The organism is Paeniglutamicibacter sp. ORCA_105, from assembly GCF_045798545.1.
Taxonomy (GTDB): Bacteria; Actinomycetota; Actinomycetes; order Actinomycetales; family Micrococcaceae; genus Paeniglutamicibacter; species Paeniglutamicibacter sulfureus.
Genome location: NZ_JBIXLM010000011.1, coordinates 14,891 through 40,608, shown reverse-complemented (window position 1 = coordinate 40,608; position 25,718 = coordinate 14,891). Strand labels below are relative to the sequence as shown.

The window sequence follows — 25,718 nt, the reverse complement described above, 5'->3', positions numbered from 1 at the left end:
AACCAATATTGATACAACCCCACCAGCGTACCGGGCTTGCCTGCCCGCGGCGGTACGCTTGAATGGCGCACCCCGGGACCCGGCATGGATCTCGGGTACTTGTGTTGTGCGCGCATCAGTCTTCGGAAAGGACCCCAGCCGATGGCGCTTCACGGCCTGCGCACCGCATTGCGAACCGACACCTCCTTTTCCCGCGTCAGATCCAACGCCGCCACCGGGTACGCCGCCCGCGCCAACGAGCTGGAGATAGCCGCCCCTGCCGGGATGCGAGCGGTCATCACCGCGGAAACCGTCGAGGCGCTGCGCTCGAAGGTCACCGACGGGATCGTGCTGGCGGTGACCGCCACCGGCCGCGAGACCGAGGAGCTGGTCGCCGCCCTGCACAGCTACCTCCCCGAGGCTGCCATGGCGGAGTTCCCCTCCTGGGAAACGCTGCCCCACGAGCGGCTCTCCCCGCGATCGGACACCGTGGGCCGGCGCCTGCACGTGCTGCGCCGGCTCGAAACCGGGGATTCGACCCTGCAGGTCATTGTGGCGCCGATCCGCGCGGTCATCCAGCCGCTGGTCGCCGGCCTAGGCAAGCTGGAACCGGTGGAGCTGAAGGTGGGGGACGAATACGAGTTCTCCGCCGTGGTCAGGGCGCTGGCCGACGCCGCCTATGCGCGGGTGGACATGGTCACGCACCGCGGCGAGTTTGCGGTGCGCGGCGGCATCCTGGATGTCTTCCCGCCCACCCTGAACCACCCGGTGCGCATCGACTTCTTCGGCGACGAGATCGAGGCCATGCGCTTCTTCTCCATCGCCGACCAGCGCTCCCTGGACAACGAGGCGCCCACCCGGATCCAGGCCCCGCCCTGCCGCGAGCTGCTGATCACCCCCTCGGTGATGTCGCGGGCGGCGAAGCTGCAGTCCGAGATGCCGGCGGCGCGCGACATGCTCGCCAAGATCGCCGGCGGCGTGGCCGTGGAGGGCATGGAATCCCTGGCACCGCTGCTGGTCGATGCCATGGTGCCGCTGCTTTCGGCGCTGCCTGCCGAATCCATTGCCCTGGTCATGGAGCCGGAGCGGGTGCGTGCCCGCGCACACGACCTGGAGGCCACCAACGCCGAGTTCCTGGCCGCCGCCTGGGCCACCGCCTCCGACGGCGGGGCCGCGCCCCTTGACCTGTCCCAGGCCCAGGCGCAGGCCGCCGCTGCCGAGCTGGAGGCCGGGAACTTCACCTCACTGGCCACCACCCGCAACGACGCGCAGGCCGCCAAGGTCTCCTGGTGGTCGGTGACCTCGCTGGGCACCGACGCCGAACTGCTGCCCGAGGCCGACTCGATCCGTCTCGATGCGCGCGAGCCGCGCGGCTACCAGGGAGACGTCGCCGAGATGCTCGAGTTCATCTCCGGGCGCATCAAGGACGACTGGTCGATCGTGGTGGCCACCGACGGCCCCGGACCCGCCCAGCGCCTGGCCGAGCTCTTCCACGACGCCGACATCCCCACCCACCGCATCGCATCCCTCGACGAGGCACCCACCCCCGGGCTCATCGAGATCACCACGGCGCAGGCCGGGCGCGGGTTCGCGCTCGATTCGCTGAAGCTCGGCTTCCTCACCGAGGCCGACCTTCTGGGCCGCTCCAGCGCCTACGCCCCGACCGGGGCCAAACGGCTGGCGGCCAAGCGGCGCAATGCCGTGGACCCGCTGACCCTCACCGAGGGTGATTTCGTCGTCCACGAACAGCACGGCATCGCCAAATTCGTGGAATTGATCGCCCGCAAGGTCGCCGGCGGGGCCGACGCCAAGCGCGAATACCTGGTGCTCGAATATGCGCCAGCCAAGCGCGGTGCCCCGGGTGACAAGCTCTTCGTTCCCACCGACCAGCTCGACCAGGTCACCCGCTACGTGGGCGGGGAGGCCCCGACGCTGTCCAAGATGGGCGGCTCGGACTGGGCCGGCACCAAGTCCCGGGCGCGCAAGGCCGTCAAGGAGATCGCCGGGGACCTGATCCGGCTCTATTCCGCCCGCATGGCATCCCGCGGCCACGCCTTCGCCACGGACACCCCCTGGCAGTCGGAGCTGGAGGAGGCCTTCGCCTATGTGGAGACCCCGGACCAGCTGACCACCATCAACGAGGTCAAGGCGGACATGGAGCGGGAGATCCCGATGGACCGGCTCGTCTCCGGCGACGTGGGCTTCGGCAAGACCGAGATCGCGGTGCGCGCGGCCTTCAAGGCCGTGCAGGATTCCAAGCAGGTTGCGGTGCTGGTGCCCACCACGCTGCTGGCCTCCCAGCACCAACAGACCTTCACCGAGCGCTACTCCGGCTTCCCGGTGCGCGTGAAGACGCTCTCGCGCTTCCAGAGCGTCAAGGAGTCCAAGGACATCATCGAGGGGCTGAAGAACGGCACCGTCGACGTGGTCATCGGCACCCACCGGCTGCTCTCGGACACGGTCCAGTTCCGCGACCTGGGCCTGGTGATCGTCGACGAGGAGCAGCGCTTCGGCGTCGAGCACAAGGAACAGCTCAAGAAGATGCGCACCAACGTGGACGTGCTGTCCATGTCCGCCACCCCGATCCCGCGCACCCTGGAAATGTCGCTGACCGGCATCCGCGAGACCTCGACGCTGGCGACCCCGCCCGAGGAGCGCCACCCGGTGCTCACCTACGTGGGCCCGCGCACCGACAAGCAGATCTCCGCCGCCATCCGCCGCGAGCTGATGCGCGACGGGCAGGTCTTCTTCGTCCACAACCGCGTCTCCTCCATCGACAAGATCGCGGCCGAACTGCGCGAACTGGTCCCCGAGGCCCGGGTCGAGGTGGCGCACGGCAAGATGAGCGAGTCCCGGCTGGAGAAGATCATCCAGGACTTCTGGGAGAAGAAGTTCGACGTGCTGGTCTCCACCACCATCATCGAGACCGGCCTGGACATCTCCAACGCCAACACGCTGATCGTGGATAGGGCGGACAACTACGGCCTCTCGCAGCTGCACCAGCTGCGCGGGCGCGTGGGCCGCGGCCGGGAGCGGGCATACGCCTACTTCCTGTGGAATGCGGAGAAGCCGCTGGGCGAGGTTGCGCTGGAACGGCTGAAGGCCGTGGCCGCGCACAACGAACTGGGCTCGGGCTACCAGCTGGCCATGAAGGACCTGGAGATCCGCGGCGCCGGCAACCTGCTCGGCGGCGAGCAATCGGGACACATCGCCGGAGTGGGCTTCGACCTCTACCTGCGCCTGGTCGGCGAGGCCGTGGCCGACTTCAAGGGCGAGACCGACGAGAAGACCGCGGAGATGAAGATCGAGCTGCCGGTCAACGCGCACCTGCCGCACGACTACGTGCCGGGGGAGCGACTGCGCCTGGAGGCCTACCGGAAGATCGCCGCGGCCACCGACTTCGCCGCGCTTGAGGACGTCCTGGCCGAGCTGGTGGACAGGTACGGCCAGCCGCCGGCCCCGGTGGTGAACCTTCTGGAGGTCGCCCGGATCCGCATCCGTGCCCGCGCACTGGGGCTAACGGACGTGGCGATGATGGGCAACATGATCAAGTTCGCACCGGCCGCCATCGCCGACCTGCCGGATTCGCGGCAGCTGCGCCTGGCCCGGATGTACAAGGGCGCTGCCGACAAGCCGGCACTGGGCGCCATCGTGATCCCCAAACCGCAAACCTCCGCGATCGGCGGCAGAGACCTGGTGGACGAGCAGATCCTGGAATGGGTCTCCGGGGTGCTGTCCAACATCTTCGAGGTCGAGGCGCTGCGCGCCAAGGCGTAGCCGACGCGAAACAACGGGAGGCCGGGTTCCTGCCCGCCGATGGGGGCAGGAACCCGGCCTGCGTGTGTTCGCCCGTCGTTAGGCGGAGGTGGGTTCCCCATGGTGGATCAGCACCGGGCACTTGGCGTGCGCGGCCAGCGAGCTGGACACCGAACCCATGACCATGCCCTTGAAGCCGCCGCGTCCGCGGGTGCCCAACACGAGCATTGCCGCGTCCTGCGAGGCCTCGATGAGGTTGGGAGTCGCCGGTCCCATGACCACCTTGCGCTCCAGGTTTGCCGGGACGTCCTGCCCGAAAGCCTCTTCGATGGACTTCTCCAGCGAGTCGCGGGCGTCCTGCTCGGGAGCCCATGCGGGGGTGTAGTCCTCCAGCGCAATGCGCGGAAGCCAGGAGGAGAATGCCACCAGGCCGTGGCCCAAGGGTGCTGCCAAGGTGGCGGCGTAGCGCAGGGCGCTGATCGATTGCGGTGACCCGTCAACGCCGACGATGATGGTGCCGTGTGGAGAGTTGTCCATGGTGAAACGCTCAATTCATCAGTCAGGGGAACGAATCCCTTGCGGGATCCGCTGACCTCATCCTACACGCGGCGAATCCCGGTTTTCTACATAGTGTAGAAATTCCAGCGTTGCGTTACGTGCCCCCTGCCCGGGCGCCGGGTCCTTGCCGGAAACCGCACGGAAACGGCATGCAAAAGGGGAGGCAGGCACCGCGGGCAACCGGGTCCGCATAGTGCGGACAAGCGGGTGCTGCGCGGTGGCTGCCTCCCCCTGATGCGGGAAACGCCGAAGGCGGTTAGTCCTGCTGCGAGGCCGTCTTCGCCGGGTCGCGGTCGGACATGCCCAGGATGTGCTGCGGGATGCCGAAGGCCAACATGGCCAGCACCAGGCAAGCAATGCCCGGGAGCCAGGCGTTCTCCAGCGTCCAGAACGATAGCGAGTAGATGGCCCCGACGAACAGGACGAAGAACACCACCAAGGCGATGACGTTCCCGGCCAGGCGGCCCTGGCCCGAGTGGGCTACATTCTTGCCGTTCGAGTACACAGCGAATCTCCTAAAAATGATCTGGTTTCAATGCGCGTGCGGGATACGAGATCAGTAGCCCTCGGCGCCTTGTTCACCCTCCACAATAGCAACTCCGGAGCTGGAACCAAGACGTGTGGCGCCGGCGGCGATCATCGCGAGCGCGGTTTGAAGCGAACGCACCCCGCCGGAGGCCTTCACGCCCAGGTCCGGACCCACGGTGGCACGCATCAGCGCGACGTCCTCGAGCGTCGCTCCGCCGCCGGCAAAACCGGTCGAGGTCTTCACGAAGTCGGCCCCCGCGCGCACCGAGGCGCGGCAGGCCAGGACCTTCTCGTCGTCGCTGAGCAGCGCCGTTTCGATGATGACCTTCAGGATCGCCCCGCCGTCGTGCACGGCCTGCGCGATGGCGGAGATGTCGGCCACCAGCGCCTCCTCGTCCCCTGCCTTGGCTGCGGCGATGTTGATGACCATGTCGACCTCGTTCGCGCCGTCGGCCACCACCGTCTTTGCCTCAAAGACCTTGGACGCCGTCGGGGTGGCGCCGAAGGGGAAACCGATGACCGAGCAAGTCAGCACGCCGGAGCCCGCCAGTGCCTCGCTCACCGTGGCCACCCAGATGGGGTTCACGCAGACGGATTTGAACGAGTGCTTCACTGCCTCGGCGCAAATGCGGGCGATGTCGGTGGCCGCGGCGTCGGGGTTCAGGATGGTGTGGTCGATGTACGAGGCGATGTTCTGGGTGCTCATGGCGAGTTCTGTGGCTCCTGGTCGTGGTGCGGATGAATAGACGGGTGTGCGGGAGGGGTGCGACCGGCGCGCGGCCGGTCGCGGCTACGGGTTCAGCAGGCCGGCGAGTTCGAGCTTGATGGCCTCGAGACGTGCGTTGCCCGCGGCGCGTGCTGCCGGCAGGTCGGCTGGCGAGGCCACCGAGGCGATGACCTCGAGGTAGCACTTGAGCTTGGGCTCGGTGCCCGAGGGGCGCACGATCACCCGGGTGCCTGCCGCGGTGGCGAAGAGCAGCCCGTCGGTGGGCGGCAGGTTGGCACCGAGGGAAAGGTCCTCGAACCCGGTAACGTCCTCCGAACCCAGGGTGGCCGGCGGGGCGACACGCAGCGAATGCATCATGGTGTCCAGCAGGCCCAGGTCAGCCACGCGCACCGAGAGCTGGTCGGTCTGGTGCAACCCGTGGTCCAACGCCAGCGCATCGAGCACCTCGGGAAGGGATGACCCGGCTGCCTTGAGTTCGGCCGCGTAGTCGGCGAGCACCAGCGCAGCGGACATGCCGTCCTTGTCGCGCACCAGCGACGGGGCCACACAATAGCCCAGCGCCTCCTCGTAGCCGAAGGCCAGGTCCGGGACACGGGAAATCCACTTGAACCCGGTCAGCGTGTTTTCGTGCGCCAGCGAATGCGCGGCGGCGATGGAGGCGAGCATGCGCGAGGAAACGATGGAGTTGGCCAGCACCGCGGTGTCGGCGGCCGTGGCGGCGCAGCGGTCACCCAGCAGCCACCCGACCTCGTCCCCGCGCAGCATCCGCCAGCCGGTGTCGGGGAACTTCACCGCGGCGGCGCAGCGGTCGGCGTCCGGGTCGTTGGCGATGACCAGGTCGGCGTCGGTGGCCCTGGCCAGGGCCAGGGCCAGGTCCAGGGCACCTGGCTCCTCCGGGTTGGGAAAGGCCACCGTGGGGAAGTCCGGGTCCGGTGCTGCTTGCTCGGCCACCAGGCGCACCCGCGAAAAGCCGGCGCGGCCCAGCGCCTGGGCCATGGTGTGCCCGCCGACCCCGTGCATCGGGGTCAACACGATCCGCAGGTTTTCCCGTGCGGCGGTGATTGCGTCGCCGCCGTTCCCGTCCGTGGCCGGGACGACGCCGGCGATGGCCTGAAGGTACCTGCCCTCGATGTCCCCGGGTTCCCCGGCACCTGGCAGCACGCCCCAGCCGCCCTCGGCCAGCGCGATGGAGGCGATGGACTCGTCGTTGTCGATCCGCGCGGCGATCCGTGCATCCACGGGGCTGACGATCTGCGCGCCCTGGCCCCATCCGCTTTCGGCGCGGCCGCCGAGGTAGACCTTGTAGCCGTTGTCCGCCGGCGGGTTGTGGCTGGCGGTCACCATGATCCCTGCCTCCGCACCAAGCGCGCGCACGGCGTAGGCCAGCACCGGGGTGGGCAGGGCGGAGGGCAGCAGCTGCACCTCGATGCCCGCAGCGGTGAGCACCGCTGCGGATTCGCGGGCAAAGACATCCGAGTTGTGTCTGGCGTCAAAGCCGATGACCGCCAACGGCGTGTAGGCTCCGGCGGCGGCGTCGAGCAGGAAGCGTCCGATGCCGGCGGCGGTGCGGCGCACGACCATCGAGTTCATGCGGTTCGGGCCCGGTCCCAGCTCGGCACGCAGCCCCGCTGTCCCGAAGGCGAGGAAGGCGGCAAACCTGTCGGCCAGGTCGGCGGCTGCTCCCTCATCCCCGGCGGCGGCGGTGCACAGCTCACGCAGCGCGGCGGCCGTCACGGGATCAGGGTCCTGGGCGGCCCAGGCCGCGGCGCGCTCGAGCAACTCGGCGTTTATCTGGTGGGTGCTCATCTGCTGTGGTGGATCCTTCTGCTGTGCCGGGGCGGGGGGAGTGCGTGGGCGGGGGAACTAGAGCTTGGCGACGATGTTCGCCAGCAGCGCCGAAATCCGCGGGCCGGCGGCCTGGCCGGCCTCGATGACTTCTTCGTGGCTGAGCGCTGTCGCCGAGATGCCGGCGGCCAGGTTGGTGACCAGCGAGATGCCGAAGACCTCCATGCCGGCGTGGCGCGCGGCAATGGCCTCCAAGGCGGTGGACATGCCCACCAGGTCCGCGCCGATCACCTTGGCGTACTGTACCTCGGCCGGGGTCTCATAGTGCGGGCCGGTGAACTGCGCGTACACGCCCTCGTCCAGCGACGCGTCCACCTCGCGGGCCAGGGCCCGGATGCGCGAGGAGTACAGGTCGGTGAGGTCGACGAACGTCGCCCCCTCCAGCGGGGACGTGGCGGTGAGGTTGATGTGGTCCTTGATCAGCACCGGGGTGCCCGGGATCCAGTCCGGGTTCAACCCGCCGCAGCCGTTGGTCAGCACCAGCGTCTTGGCGCCGGCGGCGGCGGCGGTGCGCACCCCGTGGACCACGGAGCGCACCCCCTTGCCCTCGTAGAAGTGCGTGCGGGCGCCGAGCACCAGCACGCGCTTGCCGGTGGCGGTGAGCACCGAGGAAATGGTGCCGACGTGCCCCGGGACCGCGGCGGCGTGGAAGCCAGGCAGATCGGTGGCGTCAATGCGGTGGGTGCGCTCGCCGATCAGGTCCGCAGCCTCGCCCCAGCCGGAGCCAAGCACCAGGGCGATGTCGTGGTTCGGGACGCCGGTCAGTTCGGCGATCTTGGCGGCGGCGGCATTGGCCAGGTCAAAGGGGGAGGATTCGTTGTCGATCACGGGGTTAAACCTACCGGCGGATCCCTGCATTGTCAGGTGGAGCTCGGATTGCAGCAGGCGGCACCGCCGGATGCCGGCAGTTCGGGCCGCGGATGCCGACATCGGACGCTTTTGCCGGGGCCTTCGCCCGCGTGTGCGGTGTGCACTTGTCACCCGGGTAGGGAAGAATGGGTAATCGTGAGTGCACAACGCGATTTCAGTTCCCCCAGACTAGTAATTCTCGGCGGAGGCCCCGGTGGCTACGAGGCCGCGATGGTGGGCGCCCATCTCGGCGCGCAGGTGACCATCGTCGAACGCGCGGGCATGGGAGGTTCCGCCGTGCTGACCGACGTGGTCCCCTCCAAGACCCTGGTGGCCACGGCCGATGCGATGCGCCGGGTCATCGGCGCGCGCGAATTCGGCGTCGAAGTCGGGGAGGCCGGCACCGAGGCGGTGGCAGACCTCTCCGTCATGAATGCGCGTCTGCTGGAACTTGCCCGGGAACAGTCTTCCGACATCCATGTGGGCCTCGAGCGCGCCGGCGTGCGCGTGGTCATTGGCGAGGGCAGGCTGCTTGACGCCTCCACCGTCGAGGTCGTCCGCGCCGACGGCAGCACCGAAAAAATCCCCGCCGACGCCCTGCTGATTTCCGTCGGTGCCCACCCGCGCGAACTGCCCACCGCGATTCCCGACGGCGAACGCATCTTCAACTGGACCCAGGTCTACAACCTGAAGGAAATCCCCGAGCACCTGATCGTCATCGGTTCCGGTGTCACAGGTGCCGAGTTCGCTTCCGCCTACAACCTGTTGGGCACCAAGGTCACCCTGGTCTCCTCACGCGACCGCGTGCTGCCGGGCGAGGACGCCGACGCAGCAGAGGTCCTCGAGGAGGCCTTCAAGAAGAACGGCGTCAACGTGGTGGCCAAGTCCCGCGCCGAGGCCGTGGAGCGCGTGGGCGACACCGTGAAGGTGACCCTGGGCGATGGCCGGGTCATCGAGGGCAGCCACTGCCTGGTGGCGGTCGGCTCGATTCCCAACACCGCCGGAATTGGCCTGGAGGAGGCGGGCATCAAGCTCACCGAATCCGGCCATATCCAGGTCGATGGCGTCTCGCGCACCACCGCCACCAACGTGTACGCCGCCGGCGACTGCACCGGCGTCTTCGCGCTGGCCTCGGTCTCGGCCATGCAGGGACGCATTGCCATGGCGCACCTGTTGGGCGACTCGGTGAAGCCGCTGAAGCTCACCGAGGTCTCCTCGAACATCTTCACCTCCCCGGAGATCGCCACGGTCGGGGTCACCGAGCGCATGGTCGAAGAGGGCAAGTACCAGGCGGACATCATCAAGCTGGACCTCGCGACCAACGCGCGGGCCAAGATGATGAACGTCAACCAGGGCTTTGTGAAGATCATTTCGCGCCGCGGCTCCGGCACGATCATCGGCGGTGTCGTGGTTGCCCCGCGTGCCTCCGAGCTGATCTTCCCCATCGCCCTGGCGGTGCACAACAAGCTGCACGTCGATGACATGGCGGAGACCTTCTCGGTCTACCCCTCGCTTTCGGGCTCGATTTCCGAGGCAGCGCGCCGCCTGCACGTCCACCTCTAGGCCCAAGGCGCACGAACGCGGCGCCCAACAAGGTGCCCTCGAACGGCCGCCGCCCCCACCGGGGGTGGCGGCCGTTCGCCGTGGTGAGTCCCGGGCGCCGGGCGAGGCGACAAGGGCCGGCCGTCGGACCCTGGCGCAAATTCGAGGAAATTGAACGCTTCGAAAGCCGGGATCCCCTGGGATTGCTGTGGTGTGTATTACAGTTGTCCAAATAGTGGAAGGACTGTCCAAAAGGTGGACGTCCCTCATAAACTTGTCACTTAGTAACTTAAGGCACCCCCACCAAGAGAATCACGAGCCATGTCCAACAAGACCACGGTCGTTGCACCGAAAGAAAACACACGCGGACGCGTGCTGTTTGCCAGCCTCATCGGCACCACCATCGAATTCTTTGATTTCTACGCCTATGCCACGGCATCGGTGCTGGTTTTCCCGGCGCTCTTCTTCCCGAACGCGTCGAACGTCAACGCGATCCTGTCCTCGTTCGCGATCTTCGGCGTGGCCTTCGTGGCGCGCCCGGTGGGCTCGGTGCTCTTCGGGCACTTCGGCGACAAGATCGGTCGCAAGGGCACCCTGGTGGCCTCGCTGCTCCTGATGGGCATTGCCACCTTCCTGATCGGTTTCCTGCCGCCGGCCCAGGGCAACTTCGTGGTGCTGGCACCGCTGATGCTGGTGCTGCTGCGCTTCGCCCAGGGCCTGGCCCTGGGTGGCGAGTGGTCGGGTGCCGCGCTGCTGGCCACCGAAAACGCGCCGGCTAACAAGCGCGCCATCTACGGAACGTTCCCGCAGCTCGGCGCGCCCATCGGCTTCATCATCGCCAACCTGATGTTTGTGGGCCTGCAGCTGGGCCTGTCCACCGAACAGTTCATGTCCTGGGGCTGGCGCGTGCCGTTCATCCTCTCCGCCGTCATGGTGGCCGTGGGCCTCTGGGTCCGCCTGAAGCTGGTCGAGTCCGTGGCTTTCACCAAGGTCGTGGACCAGAAGAAGGTCGCGAAGTCCCCGTTCAAGACCACCATGAAGTACCACTGGCGTCCGGTGCTCGCCGGCACGTTCATCATGCTGGCCACCTACGTGCTCTTCTACCTGATGACCGCCTTCACGCTGACCTACGGCACCGCCCCGGCCACCGTCGAGGCGGCCCGCGCCGCGGCCGAGGCCAAGGGCAAGGTCTTTGACGCTGCCGCCGAGGCAGCATTTGTCCCGGGCCTGGGCATTGCCCGTCCGGAGTTCCTCACGATGCTCATCATCGGCGTGGTCTTCTTCGGCATCTTCACGCTGGTCTCCGGCCCGCTGGCCGAAAAGCTGGGCCGCCGCAAGTTCCTGATCTACGTCACCAGCGGCATCTTCATCTTCGGTCTGGCCTGGACCCTGATGTTTGGCCCCGGCAAGGCGGCAGCCATGGTCGGCCTGGTCCTCGGCTTCACGTTGATGGGTGCGACCTTCGGCCCGATGGCCGCCTACCTGCCCGAGCTCTTCCCCTCCAACGTGCGGTACACCGGTTCGGCAGTCGCCTACAACATGTCCTCGGTGATCGGCGCGGCCCCGGCCTCGTTCGTGGCGATCGCCCTGTGGCAGTTCGGCGGAGGCAACACCGTCTGGGTTGGCGTCTACCTGGCCCTGGGCGCGGTGCTGACGCTGGTCGCCCTGTTCCTGACCAAGGACACCAAGGACGTCGATTTCGAGAACAACGTCTCCTAGTTTCCACCCTGTCATACTGCCCGCCTTCCCCACGGACGGCGGGCAGCGTGCGTTAACGGGAGCCCCTGTTCTTGGCATCGCCCACGGGCCCGCCCGCTCCCGATTCGCCGACGAGCTATTCGCCGACGGCCCCGTCGAGGCATTCGCGCAGCAGGTCCGCATGCCCGTTGTGCCGGGAATACTCCTCGATCAGGTGCGCCAGGATCCAGCGCACCGAAACCATCCCGTGGCGGCCGGCGGAAACCGAATGCCCCAGTGCCCTGGAGGCCAATGCCGCATCGGAAAACGCCATTTCCTCCTTCCAGGCAAGGAAGGAATCCGCCACCATGCGGTCATCGGCCGGGGCATGGTCGAAGTCGGTGTCGCCTCCCTCTGTGCCCCAGTACAGCGGCGGGGCCGGATCACCTGCCAGGCAGGTGCGGATCCAGAAACGCTCCACGTCGCTCAGGTGGCGCACCAGCCCCAGAAGCGACAGCCCGGAAGGCGGCACCGCGCAGGTGGCGAGCGCCGCTGACTCCAGCCCGGCACACTTCATCGCCAGGGTGCGCCGCTGGTACGCAAGGAAACCCATCAGCGTCTCGCGCTCACTGCCGCATGACGGCGGATCGGCGCGCGGGTCAAGCAGGGCCGCGGCAAACGATTCAGGAGCCATGGGCACCAGCCTAGAGCCCGCGGGAGCCCTCCAGTGCGGGGCGCGCGACGCCCGGTGCGGAAAACCTGACCGTGAAGGAAGGACAGAAGGGGGGAGCCGGTGCCGCAACGCAAAGCGGGGCGGCACCGGCCTTCAAAGGAAGACCCGGTGCCGCCCCCTGAGGTGCGGTGGTGGTGCGGTGCTACTCGCCGATCGAGGCCAGCACGGCCCCTGCCGAGACGGTGTCGCCCGGCACTGCGGTGAGCCCGGAAACCACGCCGTCGCAGTGCGCAGTCAACGGCTGTTCCATCTTCATGGCCTCCAGGACCAGGATCAGGTCGCCCTCGGCCACGGTGTCGCCCTCGGCAACGGCAACCTTGACGATGGTTCCCTGCATGGGGGAGACAAGGTCGGCGCCCGAGTTGCCGGCGCTCGCGGCTCCGCGGGATCCCGAGGCGCGCTTCTTCTTCCGCGTCTTGCCGTTGGATGGGGACATGGTGCCCAAGGACGCGGGCAGCACGACCTCCAGGCGCTTGCCGCCGACCTCAACGGTGATGGCATTGCGGCCCTCGTCCTCGGACGGGGTGCCGGCGGTGGCCGGGTCCCAGGCGGGGATCTCGTTGGCGAACTCGGTCTCGATCCAGCGCGTGTGGATGGAGAACGGGCCGGATTCCGGAATGAACGCTGCATCGGCCATGACGGCGCGGTGGAAGGGAAGCACCGTGGGCATGCCCTCGATGTGGAATTCCGCCAGCGCGCGGCGGGAGCGGGCAGCTGCCTGCGCGCGGGTGGAACCGGTGACGATGAGCTTGGCGATCATCGAGTCGAAGTTCCCCGAGACGGTTTCCCCTGCCTCCACGCCCGAATCGATGCGCACGCCCGGACCGGTGGGCAGGTTCATGGTGGTGATGGTGCCGGGCGCCGGCATGAAGCCGCGTCCTGCGTCCTCGCCGTTGATGCGGAACTCGAAGGAGTGGCCGCGGACCTCGGGATCGGTGTAGCCCAGCTCCTCGCCGCGGGCCAGCCGGAACTGCTCGGCCACCAGGTCGATGCCGGTGACCTCCTCGGAGACCGTGTGCTCGACCTGGAGGCGGGTGTTGACCTCCAGGAAGGAGATGACCCCGTCCTGGCCCACGAGGAACTCGCAGGTGCCCGCCCCCACGTATCCGGCCTCGCGCAGGATGGCCTTGGACGCTTCGTAGAGGCGCTCGTTCTGCTCATCGCTCAGGAACGGCGCCGGGGCCTCCTCGACGAGCTTCTGGTTGCGGCGCTGCAGCGAGCAGTCGCGGGTGGAAATGACCACGACGTTGCCGTGCGCATCGGCCAGGCACTGGGTCTCGACGTGGCGCGGGGCATCGAGGAAGCGTTCGACGAAGCACTCGCCGCGGCCGAAGGCGGCGACCGCCTCGCGGACGGCGGATTCATAGAGCTCCGGGATTTCCTCGCGGTTGCGCACCACCTTGATGCCGCGTCCGCCGCCGCCGTAGGCGGCCTTGATGGCCAGCGGCAGTCCGTGCGCATCGGCAAAGGCCAGCACCTCGTCGGTGGATTCGACCGGGTTCTTGGTACCGGGCACCAGCGGGGCACCGACTTTTTCGGCCAGGTGGCGGGCCTGGACCTTGTCGCCCAGCTGCTCGATGGCGGACGGCGGGGGACCGATCCAGGTCAGTCCGGCATCGATCACCGCCTGGGCGAACCCGGCGTTCTCGGCCAGGAAGCCGTAGCCGGGGTGCACCGCGTCGGCGCCGGAGCGCTTGGCGACCCCAATGATCTTGGCGATGTCCAGGTAGGACTCCGCGGCCGTGGAACCGCCCAGCGAGTAGGCCTCGTCGGCCAGCCTCGAATGCAGTGCATCGCGGTCGGGCTCGGCGTAGACGGCAACCGATCCAATGCCCTCATCGCGGGCGGCGCGGATGATGCGTACGGCGATTTCTCCGCGATTGGCGATGAGAACCTTCGTCAACTGACTCATGGCAGGGGCTATCTCCTTTAAATATGCTCTTGTGGAGCCTACCCGCGTTTGTGGGATGTACACCCCCAAAACCCCCGGTGTCGGGAGTAAGTCGCGATTTCTTTGTGGGGTTCCTACAATCCGGGACCGGCTAGACCCACACGTCGGAAATCGACAGTCCGGTCCCCGCCAGCAGCTCGCGCAGCGTGGAGACATTCAGCCCGATGACGGTGTGCGGGTTGCCCTCGATGCCGCGGATGAAGGCGGCCCCGCGGCCGTCGATGGTGAACGCCCCGGCGCACGGCAGCGGTTCCCCGGTGGCGACGTAGGCGGCGATCTCCTCGGCGTTGACCTTCTCGAAGTTCACGGTGGTGGAGGAGACGGCGCCGATGGTCGCGCCGGTGCCGCCGTCCCCGTCCTCCTCGGAGCGGTTGTCGATGAGCCAGTGCCCGGTGTGCAGGATCCCCGACTTTCCGCTCATCGCCTCCCAGCGCGCCGTGGCGACCTCCGCGGTGTACGGCTTGCCGTAGGCGACGCCCTCGAACTCGAAGACCGAGTCGCAGCCCAGCACCACCGCTCCGTCGGCCTCCTCCATGCCCGCCACGTCCTCGGCCTTGGACTTGGCCAGCAGCAGGGCGGTGTCGGCGGCGCCCAGCTCGCCGAAGCGCTCCACGGCCCGGGCCAGGACCGAGTCCTCATCCACCGTGGAGACCTGCACGGCGAAGTCGATGCCGGCGTCGGTGAGCACCTTGGCCCGTCCCGGCGAGGCCGAGGCCAGCACCAGCAACGGCAGCTCGTCGGGGTCCTGGACCTCCCCGCGCGGATCGGTGGCCGTCGCGCCGGTGGTGGTGGAATTGTCGTTGGTATTCACATTCTGGCTCATGCATCCACCGTATCCCGAGCCGGAGGCGCCTGGGTTCTGGAATCCGTCGCGGTGCCGTCCTGCTTCGCCGCGGTGAGCGCGGCGATCTTCGCACCCTCGACGTCCACGTCCGGCAGGATCTTATCCAGCCAGCGCGGGATGTACCAGGCGCGGTGGCCCAGCAGGTGCATGATCGCCGGGGTTAGCGTCATACGCACGATGAACGCGTCGAAGAGCACGCCGATGGCCAGCGAGAACCCGATCGCCCGGATCATCGTCAGGTGCGAGAACACGAAGCCGGCGAACACCGCCGTCATGATCAGCGCCGCGGCGGTGACCACCGGGGCCGCGTGGGCGAACCCGGAGCGCACCGCGGCGCGCGCAGGCTGCCCGTGCGCAAAGGACTCGCGCATCCCGGCGACCAGGAACACCTGGTAGTCCATGGCCAGCCCGAAGAGGATGCCGGTGAGCAGGATCGGCAGGAAGCTCATGATGGGCCCCGGCACGTTCACGTCGAACACCTCGCCCAGCCAGCCGAACTGGTACACCGCCACGGTTGCGCCGAACGCTGCGGCCAGCGAAAGCAGGAAGCCGGCGGTGGCCAGCAACGGCACGACGACCGAGCGGAAGACCAACAGCAACAGGATCAGCGAGAGCCCCACGACGATAAAGATGTACGGCGGCAGCGCCTCGGCGAGTTTCTCGGAGACGTCCACCTGCGCCGCGACCTGCCCGGTGACGGCGATGTGTGCACCCGTCGACTCCTCGATCCCGGGCGCGGCGTCCCGCAGCGCATGCACCAGCGCCTCGGTCTGCGCGCTGGCCGGCCCCTCGGCCGGGATCACCTGGATCGCCCCGAGGGTCCGTGCCGTGTTGACCGACACCGGGATCGCCGCGACGACGCCCGGGATCCCGCGCACGGCGTCGGCCACGTCCAGGTTTGCAGTGTCCGCGCCGCGTTCATCGAGCCCGGCCGGAAGGTCCGCGAGCACCAGCAGCGGTCCGTTGTACCCAGCGCCGAAGGCGTCGCTCATCTGCGTGTACGCCTTGTAGGCGCCCGAGTCGGCCGGTTCGGCGCTGCCGTCGGGCAGCGCGGTGCGCAATTCCAGCGCGGGCAACGCCACGATCGCCAGGACGGCGATGGAAGCGATCGCGGCGATCCACGGGCGGCGGGTCACCAGCGCGCCCCAGCCGCGGTTTCCCGCAGCGTTGGTCGGTGCCGCGGCACCGGCATCGGCATTGGCATCCCGGGCACGTGCCCAGGCCCGCTTGGAGACCAGCCTCGTCCCGATGATCCCCAGCAGCGCGGGGGTCAGCGTGATGGCGATGAGCACCGCCATCAGCACCGTGAACGCGGCCGAGGCGCCCAGCACGGTCAGGAACGGGAGCCCCGGGACGGCCAGCGCGGACAGGGCGATGACCACGGTCAGCCCGGCGAAGACCACCGCGTTTCCGCTGGTCCCGGTCGCCCGGGCGATGGAGTCGCCCAGCGGCACTCCCTGAAGCAGCTGGCGGCGGTGCCGATGGACGATGAACAGCGAGTAGTCGATGCCCACCGCCAGGCCCAGCATCAGTGCCAGCGCCGGGGTGATGGAGGCCATCTCGATGACCGACGAGAGTGCGAGCGTCCCGCCCACCCCTGCACCCACGCCAAGCACCGCCATGACCAGCGGCAGGCCGGCGGCCACCAGCGTGCCGAGCATGGCCAGCAGCACCGCCGCCGCCACGGCCAGGCCGATGATCTCGGCGGCCCCGAAGATGGAGGAAAGGTCCTGGATGATCTCCTTGGAGAAGAGCACCTCGACGCCCGCGGTCTCGGGCGCTGCGGCAATGCCCTGGATTTCGGCGCGCTGGTCGGTGGTCAGCGAGTCGGTCGCACCGACGAAGGTCACGTGTGCCACGGCGGTGGAGCCATCGGCGGAGACGAAGCGCATCCCCTCGGAGGCACCGGCCTGGCGCTCGGCAAAGGCCAGCTCGGCCCGCCCGGCGGCCAGGTCCTTGGCTCCCTGCTCGAGCTTTTGCTCGGCCACGGGCAGCGCGGCCGTCTTCTCGTCCACTGTCTTTTGCCCGGCGACGAGCTTGGCCTGGCTGGTCTCGATCTCCTGCTGGCCCGCCGCCAGCTTGGCGGCGTTTTCGTCGATCTCCGCCTGTCCGGCACGCAATTGCGCACGGCCCGCGGAGATCTTCGCTTCGGCGTCCCGGAACTTGGCGCGGTTGGCGGCAAGTTCCCGTGCTCCGGCGTCGAGCTGCTGCTTGGCGGCCGGCAGCTTGGCGGCCCCGGCCTGAAGCTCCGCCTCCTTCGCAGCCAGCGTCTTTTCCCCGGAGGCCAGTTCCTTCGCTCCGGCATCGAGCTTCGCCTTGGCCGCATCCAGCGTCGATAGTCCGGCGGTGGCATCGGCAATGTCGCGCAGGTTTTTTTCCAGGCCCGTCTTGGTCCCGGCCACGGATTTCCTTTCGGCGTCGAGACCCGTGAGCTTCGCGGTGAGTGAGTCCAGCTCTTGTTGGGCGGCTTGCTTCCCTGCCTCGGTGGTGGCGCTCGCGAGTTCCTTTTCCGCCGCGCCGGCAAGCTTCCTGGCTTGGGCAATACCGGCGTCAAGGTCCTTGAGGCCGGAGTCCACCCGGGCCAGGCCCGTGGTGGCCTGCTGCTTCCCGGCGGCCAGCTGCTTGTCGACGGAGTCCCGGGACCGGCCGTCCAGGATCTTCTTCATGCCGGCGTCGTACTGCGCCCGCCCGGCCTCCAAGTCCCGGGCACCGGCATCGAGTCTTGCCTGCCCGGCGGCCAGGGCCTTACGGCCATCGGCGATCTTCGCGGCACCGGCCCGGTATTCGCGGTTGCCCGCATCCCATTTTTTCTGGCCCGCTGCGAGTTGTTCCCGGCCGTCCGTCAGGGTGGCGGTTCCGGCTTCCAGTTCACCGGCAGCGGCATCGAGTTTCGCCTGGCCGGCGGCCAGCTGCCGGCGTCCCTCGGCAAGCTTCTGCTTGGCATCGCCCAGCTGCACGCGCCCGGAGTCGAGCTCCTCCTGTGCGTCCTTTAGCGCCACCTTGCCGTCCTCGAGCTGTTTCGTGCCCTCGGCAAGGGCCGTGGCGGCATCATCGAGCTTCGCCTTGCCTTCGGCGAGCTGCGGCGTGGCCTCATCGAGCTGTGCCTGGAGTTCGAAGGGCCGAGCCACCTCGGTGATCGGGGACTGGGCGGCGAGGTCGTCCAGCGCGGAGGCGATGGCCCGGTGCTGCGCGGCCGACAGCTCCGCGCCGTCGGGGGTGCGGAAGACGATGGAGCCGGTGCCGCCGGCCAGTTCGGGCATCTCAACCTTCAACCGGTCCAGCGTGCGCTGGGTTTCGGTGCCGGGGATGGCGAAGGTGTTCGACAGCTTGCCCATGAAAGCCCCGGCGCACAGCCCGATGACCAGCAGCAGGATCGTCCAGATGCCGACGACGGCCCAGCGCCGGGCGTAGGCCAGGGCACCGAGGCGGTAAAGGAAGGAAGCCATGGTCGCCTAGCCCTTTCGGGTGTGCGGCGCACGCTGTTGGAGGGAGGGGAAGCCGTCGCGCAATTGGGCGACGGCCTCGGCAAGGGTGGTGCGCAGCATTCGGGTCTGCCGGGGGTCGGCGGGGTCCGGGTGCTCGCCCAGCTCGCGGGCCCAGGCAGCGAAGGCCGCCTTGCCGGCGCCGATGACGCTGTGCGCAAAGACGGAGGCGGCCAGCGCGGTGCCCTGTGGGGCGCGGGCGGCGACGATCTCGGTGAGCGCCTCGGCGCAGTCGTTCCAGGCCTCAAGTTGCATGCGGGCCATCTGCGGATGAGCCGAGGCATGCAGGTACAGGTTCGCGATGGGTTCCAGCAGTGCCGGGTCGACGAGGGATTCCACCGCTGTCACCGCGGCGGAGAGCAGATCGATCTCCGGATCCAGCTCGTCGAGCACCGCCACCGAGTTCTCCAGCAGCAGCCTGGTCGGCTCGTTGAGGGCTGCCTCGATCGAGGGGAAGTAGTTGAAGAAGGTGCGGCGGGAGATTCCGGCGGCATCGGCCACGGATTCGGCGGTCAGTGCGGCGTAGCCTGCCGTTTCCAGCTGGCCGAGGGCGGCATGCACGATGGCGGTCCGGGTGGCGGCCTTGTTTTTTTCGCGCCGCGAGGGCGGCTGCGCGGGGGAGTCGATCACTTTTTATACACTACGTGCAAACTTGCATGCCGTGCAATTTACTGGCGATGGGAACCAACGCCAAGGGGCGGGCCGCTTCCGCCCGGGGGATGCGCTGCATTCCCCGGGAGAAAACGACCCGCCCCGTGTTGGTGTGACTACCGCAAGGCGGCTTGGCTAGCCGACGGGCGTCGGCGTCGACTCCCGCGCCTCGGCCTCGGAGGAATCCGCTGCAGAGTTGAACTCGTCGTTGAACGGGTCGCCGTGGCGCGGTGCGTTGTACAGCTCCTCGTCCAGGATGCCCTCGCGCTTGGCGACGATGGCCGGCACCAGGGCCTGCCCGGCGACGTTGACTGCGGTGCGGCCCATGTCAAGGATCGGGTCGACGGCCAGGATCAGTCCGACGCCTGCAAGCGGCAGGCCGACCGTGGACAGCGTCAGGGTCAACATGACCACCGCGCCGGTGGTTCCGGCCGTGGCGGCCGAGCCCAGCACCGAGACCATTGCGATCAGCAGGTAGTCGGTCAGGCCCAGGTCGATGCCGAAGAACTGGGCGACGAAGATCGCGGAGATCGCCGGGTAGATCGCGGCGCAGCCGTCCATCTTGGTCGTGGCGCCCAGCGGCACGGCGAAGGAGGCGTAGCCCGAGGGGACGCCCAGGTTGCGCTCGGTAACGCGCTGGGTCAGCGGCAGGGTGCCGATGGAGGAACGGGAGACGAAGGCCAGCTGCACGGCGGGCCAGACGCCGGAGAAGTACTGCTTGATGCTCAGGCCGTGGGCGCGGACCAGCACCGGGTAGAGGCCGAAGATCACCAGTGCCAGGCCGATGTAGATGGCCAGGGTGAACTTGCCCAGCGCGCCGATGGTGTCCCAGCCGTAGGTGGCCACGGCGTTGCCGATCAGGCCCACGGTGCCCAGCGGGGCCAGGCGGATGATCCACCAGAGGACCTTTTGGATCACGGCCAGGGTGGCGGCGGAGAAGTCCAGGAACGGGCGGGCGGCGTCGCCCACCTTGAGTGCCGCGATGCCCACGGTGATGGCAATGACCAGCACCTGCAGCACGTTGAAGCTCAGCGCCGTGGTCGCATCCCCGCCCTCGGCAATCTTGGTCGTTGCGCCGAGGCCCAGGAAGTTCGAGGGGATGAGCCCGATCAGGAACGCCCACCAGTCACCGGTGCGCCCGTCGTATTCGGGAGGGGCGCTTTGGCCGGTGCCGGATCCCGGGCGCAGCACGGTGCCCAGCACCATGCCGATGACCACGGAGATGGCCGAGGTGATGGCAAACCACAGGATGGTCTGCCAGGCCAGGCGTGCCGCATTGGTCACCTTGGCCAAGTTGGCGATGGAAGCCACAACCGCGAAGAAGATCAGCGGGATGACCGCCGCCTTGAGCAGCGAGATGTAGCTGGAGCCAAGCGTGGCAAGCGTGGTGCCCAGTCCTGTCGGGGTGTCCGCGGTGTGGCCGGTGTACTTGGCCAGCAGGCCCAGCCCCAGGCCCAGGACCAGGGCGACGATGATTTGTGGGCCGAAGGCGGTGGCCCATGCCGGGATGCGCCTCGTGGGCGTGGTGTTGGAGGTAGTCACGCTATGAAGCTAGGCGGTGGTCCATAGCAAGGGATAGCCAGCATTGAGGAATGTTACGCAAAAAACTCCAAAAGTGGCTCATTGCGGGTTTTTTGTGAGCCGTTACATATGCAGCTCATCCCGGTGTTAAGATGAGCTTTCAACCAATGGGTTTATGTGTTACAGGTTTGCACCCCGGACCATTGAACTCCGGGTGCCCAGGCAGGCGCGAACGGGATAGGGGTGGAGTGCGTGAAGTGGGGAAACGTCGATGACATTCTGCTCCGCCCGCGCCTTGACCAGCTGCTTGACCGCGCTGCCGCTTTCCCCGTTGTCATCGCCAGGGCGCCGCGCGGCTCCGGCAAGCGCACCGCTATTCGCGGCTGGCTGTCCCGGCGTGATCCGTCGGCCGGCAAATGGTCATGGATCGAGTGCCGCGGGAATACCGACTCGCTGGACGAGTTGCTGGCCCTGACCTATGCAAAGGCCGAGAACCCCGAATCGCACCTCGTCGTTCTTGTGGGGTTCTCCCGGCGGTACGACGAAGAACTCCTGCACGCCGTGCAGCGGACTGCACAACATCATCCCGATCGTCGCATTGTCATAGTGACGCGTGACTATCTGGAAGTGGAGCGCCATCGAACGCTGCTTCCCGTCGGAGTCTCGGTGATTCCGCCACATGAATTTCGCTTCACCGCCGATGAAACGGCGCAGTACCTGGAGGGGACGGCGCTTGCGGACTTTGCCGAACAACTGGCCAGCGATCTGTGCGGCACGCCCCAATTGGTGCGGATGGCCAAGCTTCGCGCCGAGACCATGCAGGGGCCTCGCAGTTCGGACGTGGCGGCACGGCGCAGTTGGCCTGTCTCGCCCCTGGGCACCTCGGCGTCCATGCCGCTGGAGCTCGATCCGGAGGCCAAGGATTTTCTGGCCTCCGTCCATCGTGCAGTCGAACGTGACATGAAATTGATGCTGGAAGGCGAAGGCTTGGAGCCCGGGCAGCTGGATTTCCTGGCCGTGATCTCGGTACCCACGACATTGCCGGCGCCCTTGCTGGAGCTTCTGGCCTCGGGTCACGTTGAACGGTGGCTCGCGGATCTCGAGGACCGTGGCCTGGTGTATCGGTCGTCGCGCAATCCGGACGAGGAATACTGCCTGCACCCCGTGCTGCGCCGAGTGCTCAAGCGTGTCTATCTGGAACCGGAACCGGAACGCTTGGCGGCCCTGCACCGATTGAGCGCGCGGTACGAAATGACCCAGGGTTCTTCGTTCCGCGCCCTGCGCCACGCGTTGGAGGCACCCGATTTCCAATTGGCTTCCGACGTGCTGCGCATGCATGCCGACGAATACCTCGACGGCGAACTGGGAACGCGCGGTTCGGTGCTGCTCGATGACCTGCCCCTGACGGTCCTGGCCCGGTACCCGCTGTTGGCCATTTGCCTGGCGGTCGCCTACAGCTCCACCGGAAAATTCAAGCTCAAGACCCTGGAATTGCTGGCCCTGGCCGCCGCCGGCGCACGCACCGTGGGTCGCAAGGCCCCGCCGTCGGACCGGCTGATCATGATCACCGTCGAATCCGTGGCGCTGAGATTGAGCGGCATCGGTGAGGCTTCGGTGCGTTCGGCCCGTAGTGGCATCGCGTTGTACCGGGAGATGTCGCCCGGGCAGCGCGACGGGATCGGTCCCTTTGAAGGACCCCTGCTCATTCAGCTAGCACTGTGCCTGCATGCCGGCGGGGTGGACGACGAAGCCCTGATCGTGGCCGAGATGGGTGTGGCAGCCGACCAGCGCCACAATCGTGACGGGAGCGACCACTATGCCGAAACAGTCCAGGCCTATTTTTACGCACTCAATGGTGATATTCGCCGAGCCTCCGTAATACTGGCCGAATCCTTGCCGGAGCACTGGTCCAACCCTGCAGCCAACCACTATTTCGCCACGCCCCACAGGGCGGCATCCTTCCTGTGTGCCATGGAAGAACATCGTTTCGACGATGCCGCGCGGTGGGTGGAGCTCTTGCGCATTGAGCAGCACAACAACGAATTCTGGCCCTCCATCCGGTTGGCCGAGGCGCTCCTCGCGGTGATCCGCGGGGAACCGACAGCCTCTCTTGTCCGGATGCAGGGTTACTTGTTGCGTGAACGCGAACAACCGGTGGTGCAGCGGTTCGGCAGGCAAATGCTGATCACTGCATCGTGCCTGTTGAACCTGGCAGTGGGGGACGCCTCCCAGGCATTCAAGGCCGCGACGAAATTGTCGGATGAGACCTCCCGCTTGTTGTTCCAAGCAGGGGTGCGACTTGCCCAAGGCGACGCAGCTGAAGTGTTGCGCTTGTGTACGGCCATGGGGGTGCCCGTGCAGCCGCGCGGGCGTTTTGAACAAGCGGTCCTGGTGCTCGCCGCAACCTTGCAACAAAACAACCTGAAGGCAGTTGGAGGCGCACTGCGCATGGTGGCCGCGCTGAGTGAGGAATACGGTTTGGGCCTTGCCTTGATTCTCTTGCCCGCCCCGGATTTGGAACGCATCCTGACCGTGTCCAGGGAAATGCGTATCGAGCTTAAGATCGACCCGAATGCCGTGTCGAACATTCCCGGAGGCTTGGGCCGCGCGGTGCTTAGCTCCCGCGAACTGGCGGTGCTGGGTGAATTGGTGTCCACCGGGAGTGCCGCGGAAATTGCCGAGCGACAGTTTGTCTCGGTCAACACGGTCAAGAGTCAACTGCGGAGCATTTACCGCAAGCTTGGAGTGTCCGATCGGGCGTCCGCGCTCGATGCCGCGCGCGTGCAAGGGCTGGTTCTCAGCAGAGACGCCGAGACAATTGACTAGGATGTTTCTGTCAGTCGCATGATCCACCGGAAGTACTGAGCGCTCGCATGCGCCGCACTACGGGGGATCGGGCTTCCACCAAACCAGACTCGGAAATAATCCCGTTGGCACTGATGCAGCCCCCAAGCATTGCATCCATGCCGTACCGCGAATTCCCCGGCGATAAACGCTTTTGTACGTGAAGTGGAGTTTCCCGGAATCCCGAGTTGTGGTCGCTTCGACGTAATTCGCTGTAACAAGTCCTAACTATGGCAGCAAATTCGTTGCCACATCAGCCATTTTGCTCCGATTCACCCTAGCGTTCACCCTCTAATCCAACGCAAAGGCAAAATATAGGCGTTTCTGTCGCGAGCTGAGCGGCGAAAAGCCAACTCACAATCCACGTGACCATCGTCGGCTGCGGATCGAAGACGCGTTCGTTGCCGGGGTGCCCATCCCTGGATGATCAGGGATATTGGCGCCCCGACAACGTCTCCGGATTCGCTCAGGATCAGCCCAATAGTGCCCGACGCAGGGTATCGAGGCCTACCGAACCGACGCCGAGGGCCTGGGTATGGAACGCCTTCAGATCAAAGTCGGCTCCGCTGCGGGCTTCGCGTTCGGCGCGGATCTGCTCCCACAATCGCTGTCCCACCTTGTATGCCGGTGCCTGGCCTGGCCAGCCGAGGTAGCGCGTGAATTCGAATTCCAGTTGGCCGGACGAGATATCCAGGTTCTTTTTCAGGAACTCGAAGCCGCTCTCGCTGTCCCAGGTCCCCGAGCCCCATGCCTCGGGGATTTCCAGTTCCAGGTGCACGCCGATGTCGAAGACGACGCGGGCAGCGCGCATCCGCTGGGCATCGAGCATGCCCATATAGTCGCCTGGATCGGCCAGGAAGCCCAGGTCGAGCATCAGGCGTTCGGCGTACAGCGCCCAGCCTTCGCCGTGTCCCGAGACCCAGCAGGCGTGGCGGCGCCAGTCGTTGAGCGTATCGCGGGCCAGCACCGCGGTGGCTACCTGCAGGTGGTGGCCTGGAACGCCCTCGTGGTAGACGGTGGTCAGCTCGGACCACGTGGTGAAACTGTCCTCGCCCTCGGGCACGGACCACCACATGCGTCCCGGGCGGCTAAAGTCCTCGGACGGGCCGGTGTAGTAGATGCCGCCTTCCTGGGTCGGCGCAATCATGCACTGGATCCGGTCCATTGGGGAAGGGATCTCAAAGTGGGTCCCGGCCAATGCGACAAGGGCTGCATCGGACTTTTCCTGCATCCAGCGCTGCAGCTCGTCGGTTCCGGAAAGTTGCCGGGCCGCATCCCGGTTCAGGATCTCCTTGGCCTCCGCGATGCCGGCCCCGGCGGAAATCTGCTCGGAGACCCGCTCCTGTTCGGCGATGAGGTTCGCCAGCTCGTTCACACCCCAGGCGTAGGTTTCCTCCAGGTCCACCGCGGCACCCAGGAAGCGGCGGGACATCAGCGCGTAGTACTCCCTGCCCACCGCATCCTTCTCCGGTGCCAGGGGCAGCAGCTCGTCCTCGAGCACCTCGGCCAGGCGAAGATAGGCGGCGTTGGCCGCGACGGCGCCGGATTCCAGCCGTTCGGCGAGCCCGGGGTCGACCTCGGTGCCCGCCGCAGCGAGGCCGTCGAAGAAGCCGCCGTCCTTGGCATAGTCGCGCGCCTGCGTGATGACGCTCTTCACCTGTCGGGCCGCCGCCACCAGGCCCAGGGCCGCCGATTCGCGCAGCGAGGCGATATATCCGTCCATGGCGGCGGGCAGGTTGTGCATCCGGTCGGCAACAAATGCGTAGTCGGCCGCGGTTTCCTGCGGCATGAGGTCGAAGATGGCGCGCAATTCCTGGGCGGGGGAGGCGATGTTGTTCAGCTCGGTCCGCCGGGTCTCCGCGATCTCGATTTCCAGTCCCAGGCGTTCGTTCATGGCGTCGAGGGTGGTCTCGTCGACTTTGTCCTCCGGCGTCAGCGGTGCCATTTTCGCCAGTGCATCGCGTGCGGCCTCGGTCAGGGCGGCGACACCGGCGGGGGAATGGTCGGTATACGCGGCCTCGTTGCCGGATAGGCCGAGCTCGGTGGCGAATTCGGGGATGAGTTCAAGCAGGCGGGCGAAGTATTCGTTGGCGACGGCGTCGATCGCGCTGGGCGTGCGCGCCGGTGTGGTGTTGGTCATGGCAACAGCCTAGGCGCTTCTGAAAGCGTTGTTGAAGATTTTTGCGGGAAATCTTTTCCGCGGAAACGCGAAAGGCCGGGGTGCCGACAGG

At 67.3% G+C, this 25,718-nt stretch carries 16 protein-coding genes; 4 read left to right on the top strand and 12 right to left on the bottom strand.

The features are described 5' to 3' along the window. The first annotated feature begins 141 nt into the window (after nt 1–141). Entirely contained in the window at nt 142–3,756 is a 3,615-nt protein-coding gene (mfd, locus tag ACIPUB_RS07485) for a transcription-repair coupling factor (RefSeq protein ID WP_407606814.1), read from the top strand. A gap of 78 nt (nt 3,757–3,834) precedes the next feature. Here mfd and ACIPUB_RS07480 read toward each other — a convergent pair whose 3' ends face one another. The 5 genes from ACIPUB_RS07480 to ACIPUB_RS07460 all read right to left on the bottom strand — a co-directional run bounded on the left by ACIPUB_RS07480 (nt 3,835) and on the right by ACIPUB_RS07460 (nt 8,251). Further along, nucleotides 3,835–4,272 (bottom strand): universal stress protein, encoded by a 438-nt coding sequence (locus tag ACIPUB_RS07480; RefSeq protein WP_407606813.1) that lies wholly within the window; start codon nt 4,270–4,272, stop codon nt 3,835–3,837. Nucleotides 4,273–4,549: 277 nt separating this feature from the next. Continuing rightward, nucleotides 4,550–4,798, bottom strand: a complete 249-nt coding sequence (locus tag ACIPUB_RS07475; RefSeq protein WP_407606812.1) for a hypothetical protein — start codon at nt 4,796–4,798, stop codon at nt 4,550–4,552. A gap of 51 nt (nt 4,799–4,849) precedes the next feature. After that, a complete protein-coding gene (gene deoC / locus ACIPUB_RS07470) occupies nt 4,850–5,527 on the bottom strand; it encodes a deoxyribose-phosphate aldolase (protein ID WP_407606811.1) in 678 nt (225 codons plus the stop codon). An 84-nt stretch (nt 5,528–5,611) separates the two neighbouring features. After that, nucleotides 5,612–7,354: a phospho-sugar mutase gene (locus ACIPUB_RS07465; RefSeq protein WP_407606810.1), complete on the bottom strand. Its 1,743-nt coding sequence runs from the start codon at nt 7,352–7,354 to the stop codon at nt 5,612–5,614. A gap of 57 nt (nt 7,355–7,411) precedes the next feature. Beyond that, on the bottom strand, nt 7,412–8,251 hold the full coding sequence (locus tag ACIPUB_RS07460; protein WP_407606864.1) for a purine-nucleoside phosphorylase: 840 nt from the start codon (nt 8,249–8,251) through the stop codon (nt 7,412–7,414). Nucleotides 8,252–8,398: 147 nt separating this feature from the next. Between ACIPUB_RS07460 and ACIPUB_RS07455 the strand changes: the two genes are divergently transcribed. Both ACIPUB_RS07455 and ACIPUB_RS07450 read left to right on the top strand, forming a co-directional pair. Continuing rightward, on the top strand, nt 8,399–9,805 hold the full coding sequence (locus ACIPUB_RS07455; protein ID WP_407606809.1) for an NAD(P)H-quinone dehydrogenase: 1,407 nt from the start codon (nt 8,399–8,401) through the stop codon (nt 9,803–9,805). Nucleotides 9,806–10,105: 300 nt separating this feature from the next. Continuing rightward, nucleotides 10,106–11,503, top strand: a complete 1,398-nt coding sequence (locus tag ACIPUB_RS07450) for an MFS transporter (protein WP_407606808.1) — start codon at nt 10,106–10,108, stop codon at nt 11,501–11,503. 115 nt (nt 11,504–11,618) lie between these two features. On the opposite strand, the gene ACIPUB_RS07445 is transcribed toward ACIPUB_RS07450, so the two are convergent. The 6 genes from ACIPUB_RS07445 to ACIPUB_RS07420 all read right to left on the bottom strand — a co-directional run bounded on the left by ACIPUB_RS07445 (nt 11,619) and on the right by ACIPUB_RS07420 (nt 20,664). After that, nucleotides 11,619–12,155: a DinB family protein gene (locus ACIPUB_RS07445; RefSeq protein WP_407606807.1), complete on the bottom strand. Its 537-nt coding sequence runs from the start codon at nt 12,153–12,155 to the stop codon at nt 11,619–11,621. 181 nt (nt 12,156–12,336) lie between these two features. Continuing rightward, a complete protein-coding gene (locus tag ACIPUB_RS07440; protein ID WP_407606806.1) occupies nt 12,337–14,106 on the bottom strand; it encodes an acetyl/propionyl/methylcrotonyl-CoA carboxylase subunit alpha in 1,770 nt (589 codons plus the stop codon). A gap of 130 nt (nt 14,107–14,236) precedes the next feature. After that, on the bottom strand, nt 14,237–14,968 hold the full coding sequence (locus ACIPUB_RS07435) for a Maf family protein (protein ID WP_407606805.1): 732 nt from the start codon (nt 14,966–14,968) through the stop codon (nt 14,237–14,239). After that, nucleotides 14,965–18,435 carry an MMPL family transporter gene (locus ACIPUB_RS07430; RefSeq protein ID WP_407606804.1) on the bottom strand — a complete coding sequence of 1,157 codons (3,471 nt, stop codon included), beginning with the start codon at nt 18,433–18,435 and terminating at the stop codon, nt 14,965–14,967. The genes ACIPUB_RS07435 and ACIPUB_RS07430 overlap by 4 nt, the downstream gene beginning before the upstream one ends. 6 nt (nt 18,436–18,441) lie before the next feature. Beyond that, nucleotides 18,442–19,101 (bottom strand): TetR/AcrR family transcriptional regulator, encoded by a 660-nt coding sequence (locus ACIPUB_RS07425; protein ID WP_407606803.1) that lies wholly within the window; start codon nt 19,099–19,101, stop codon nt 18,442–18,444. Nucleotides 19,102–19,257: 156 nt separating this feature from the next. Beyond that, on the bottom strand, nt 19,258–20,664 hold the full coding sequence (locus ACIPUB_RS07420; protein WP_407606802.1) for a dicarboxylate/amino acid:cation symporter: 1,407 nt from the start codon (nt 20,662–20,664) through the stop codon (nt 19,258–19,260). Nucleotides 20,665–20,895: 231 nt separating this feature from the next. On the opposite strand from ACIPUB_RS07420, the gene ACIPUB_RS07415 reads away from it, so the two are divergent. Further along, nucleotides 20,896–23,469, top strand: a complete 2,574-nt coding sequence (locus ACIPUB_RS07415; protein WP_407606801.1) for a LuxR C-terminal-related transcriptional regulator — start codon at nt 20,896–20,898, stop codon at nt 23,467–23,469. Nucleotides 23,470–23,959: 490 nt separating this feature from the next. Here ACIPUB_RS07415 and ACIPUB_RS07410 read toward each other — a convergent pair whose 3' ends face one another. Then, on the bottom strand, nt 23,960–25,627 hold the full coding sequence (locus ACIPUB_RS07410) for a DUF885 domain-containing protein (RefSeq protein ID WP_407606800.1): 1,668 nt from the start codon (nt 25,625–25,627) through the stop codon (nt 23,960–23,962). Nucleotides 25,628–25,718: the final 91 nt, after the last annotated feature.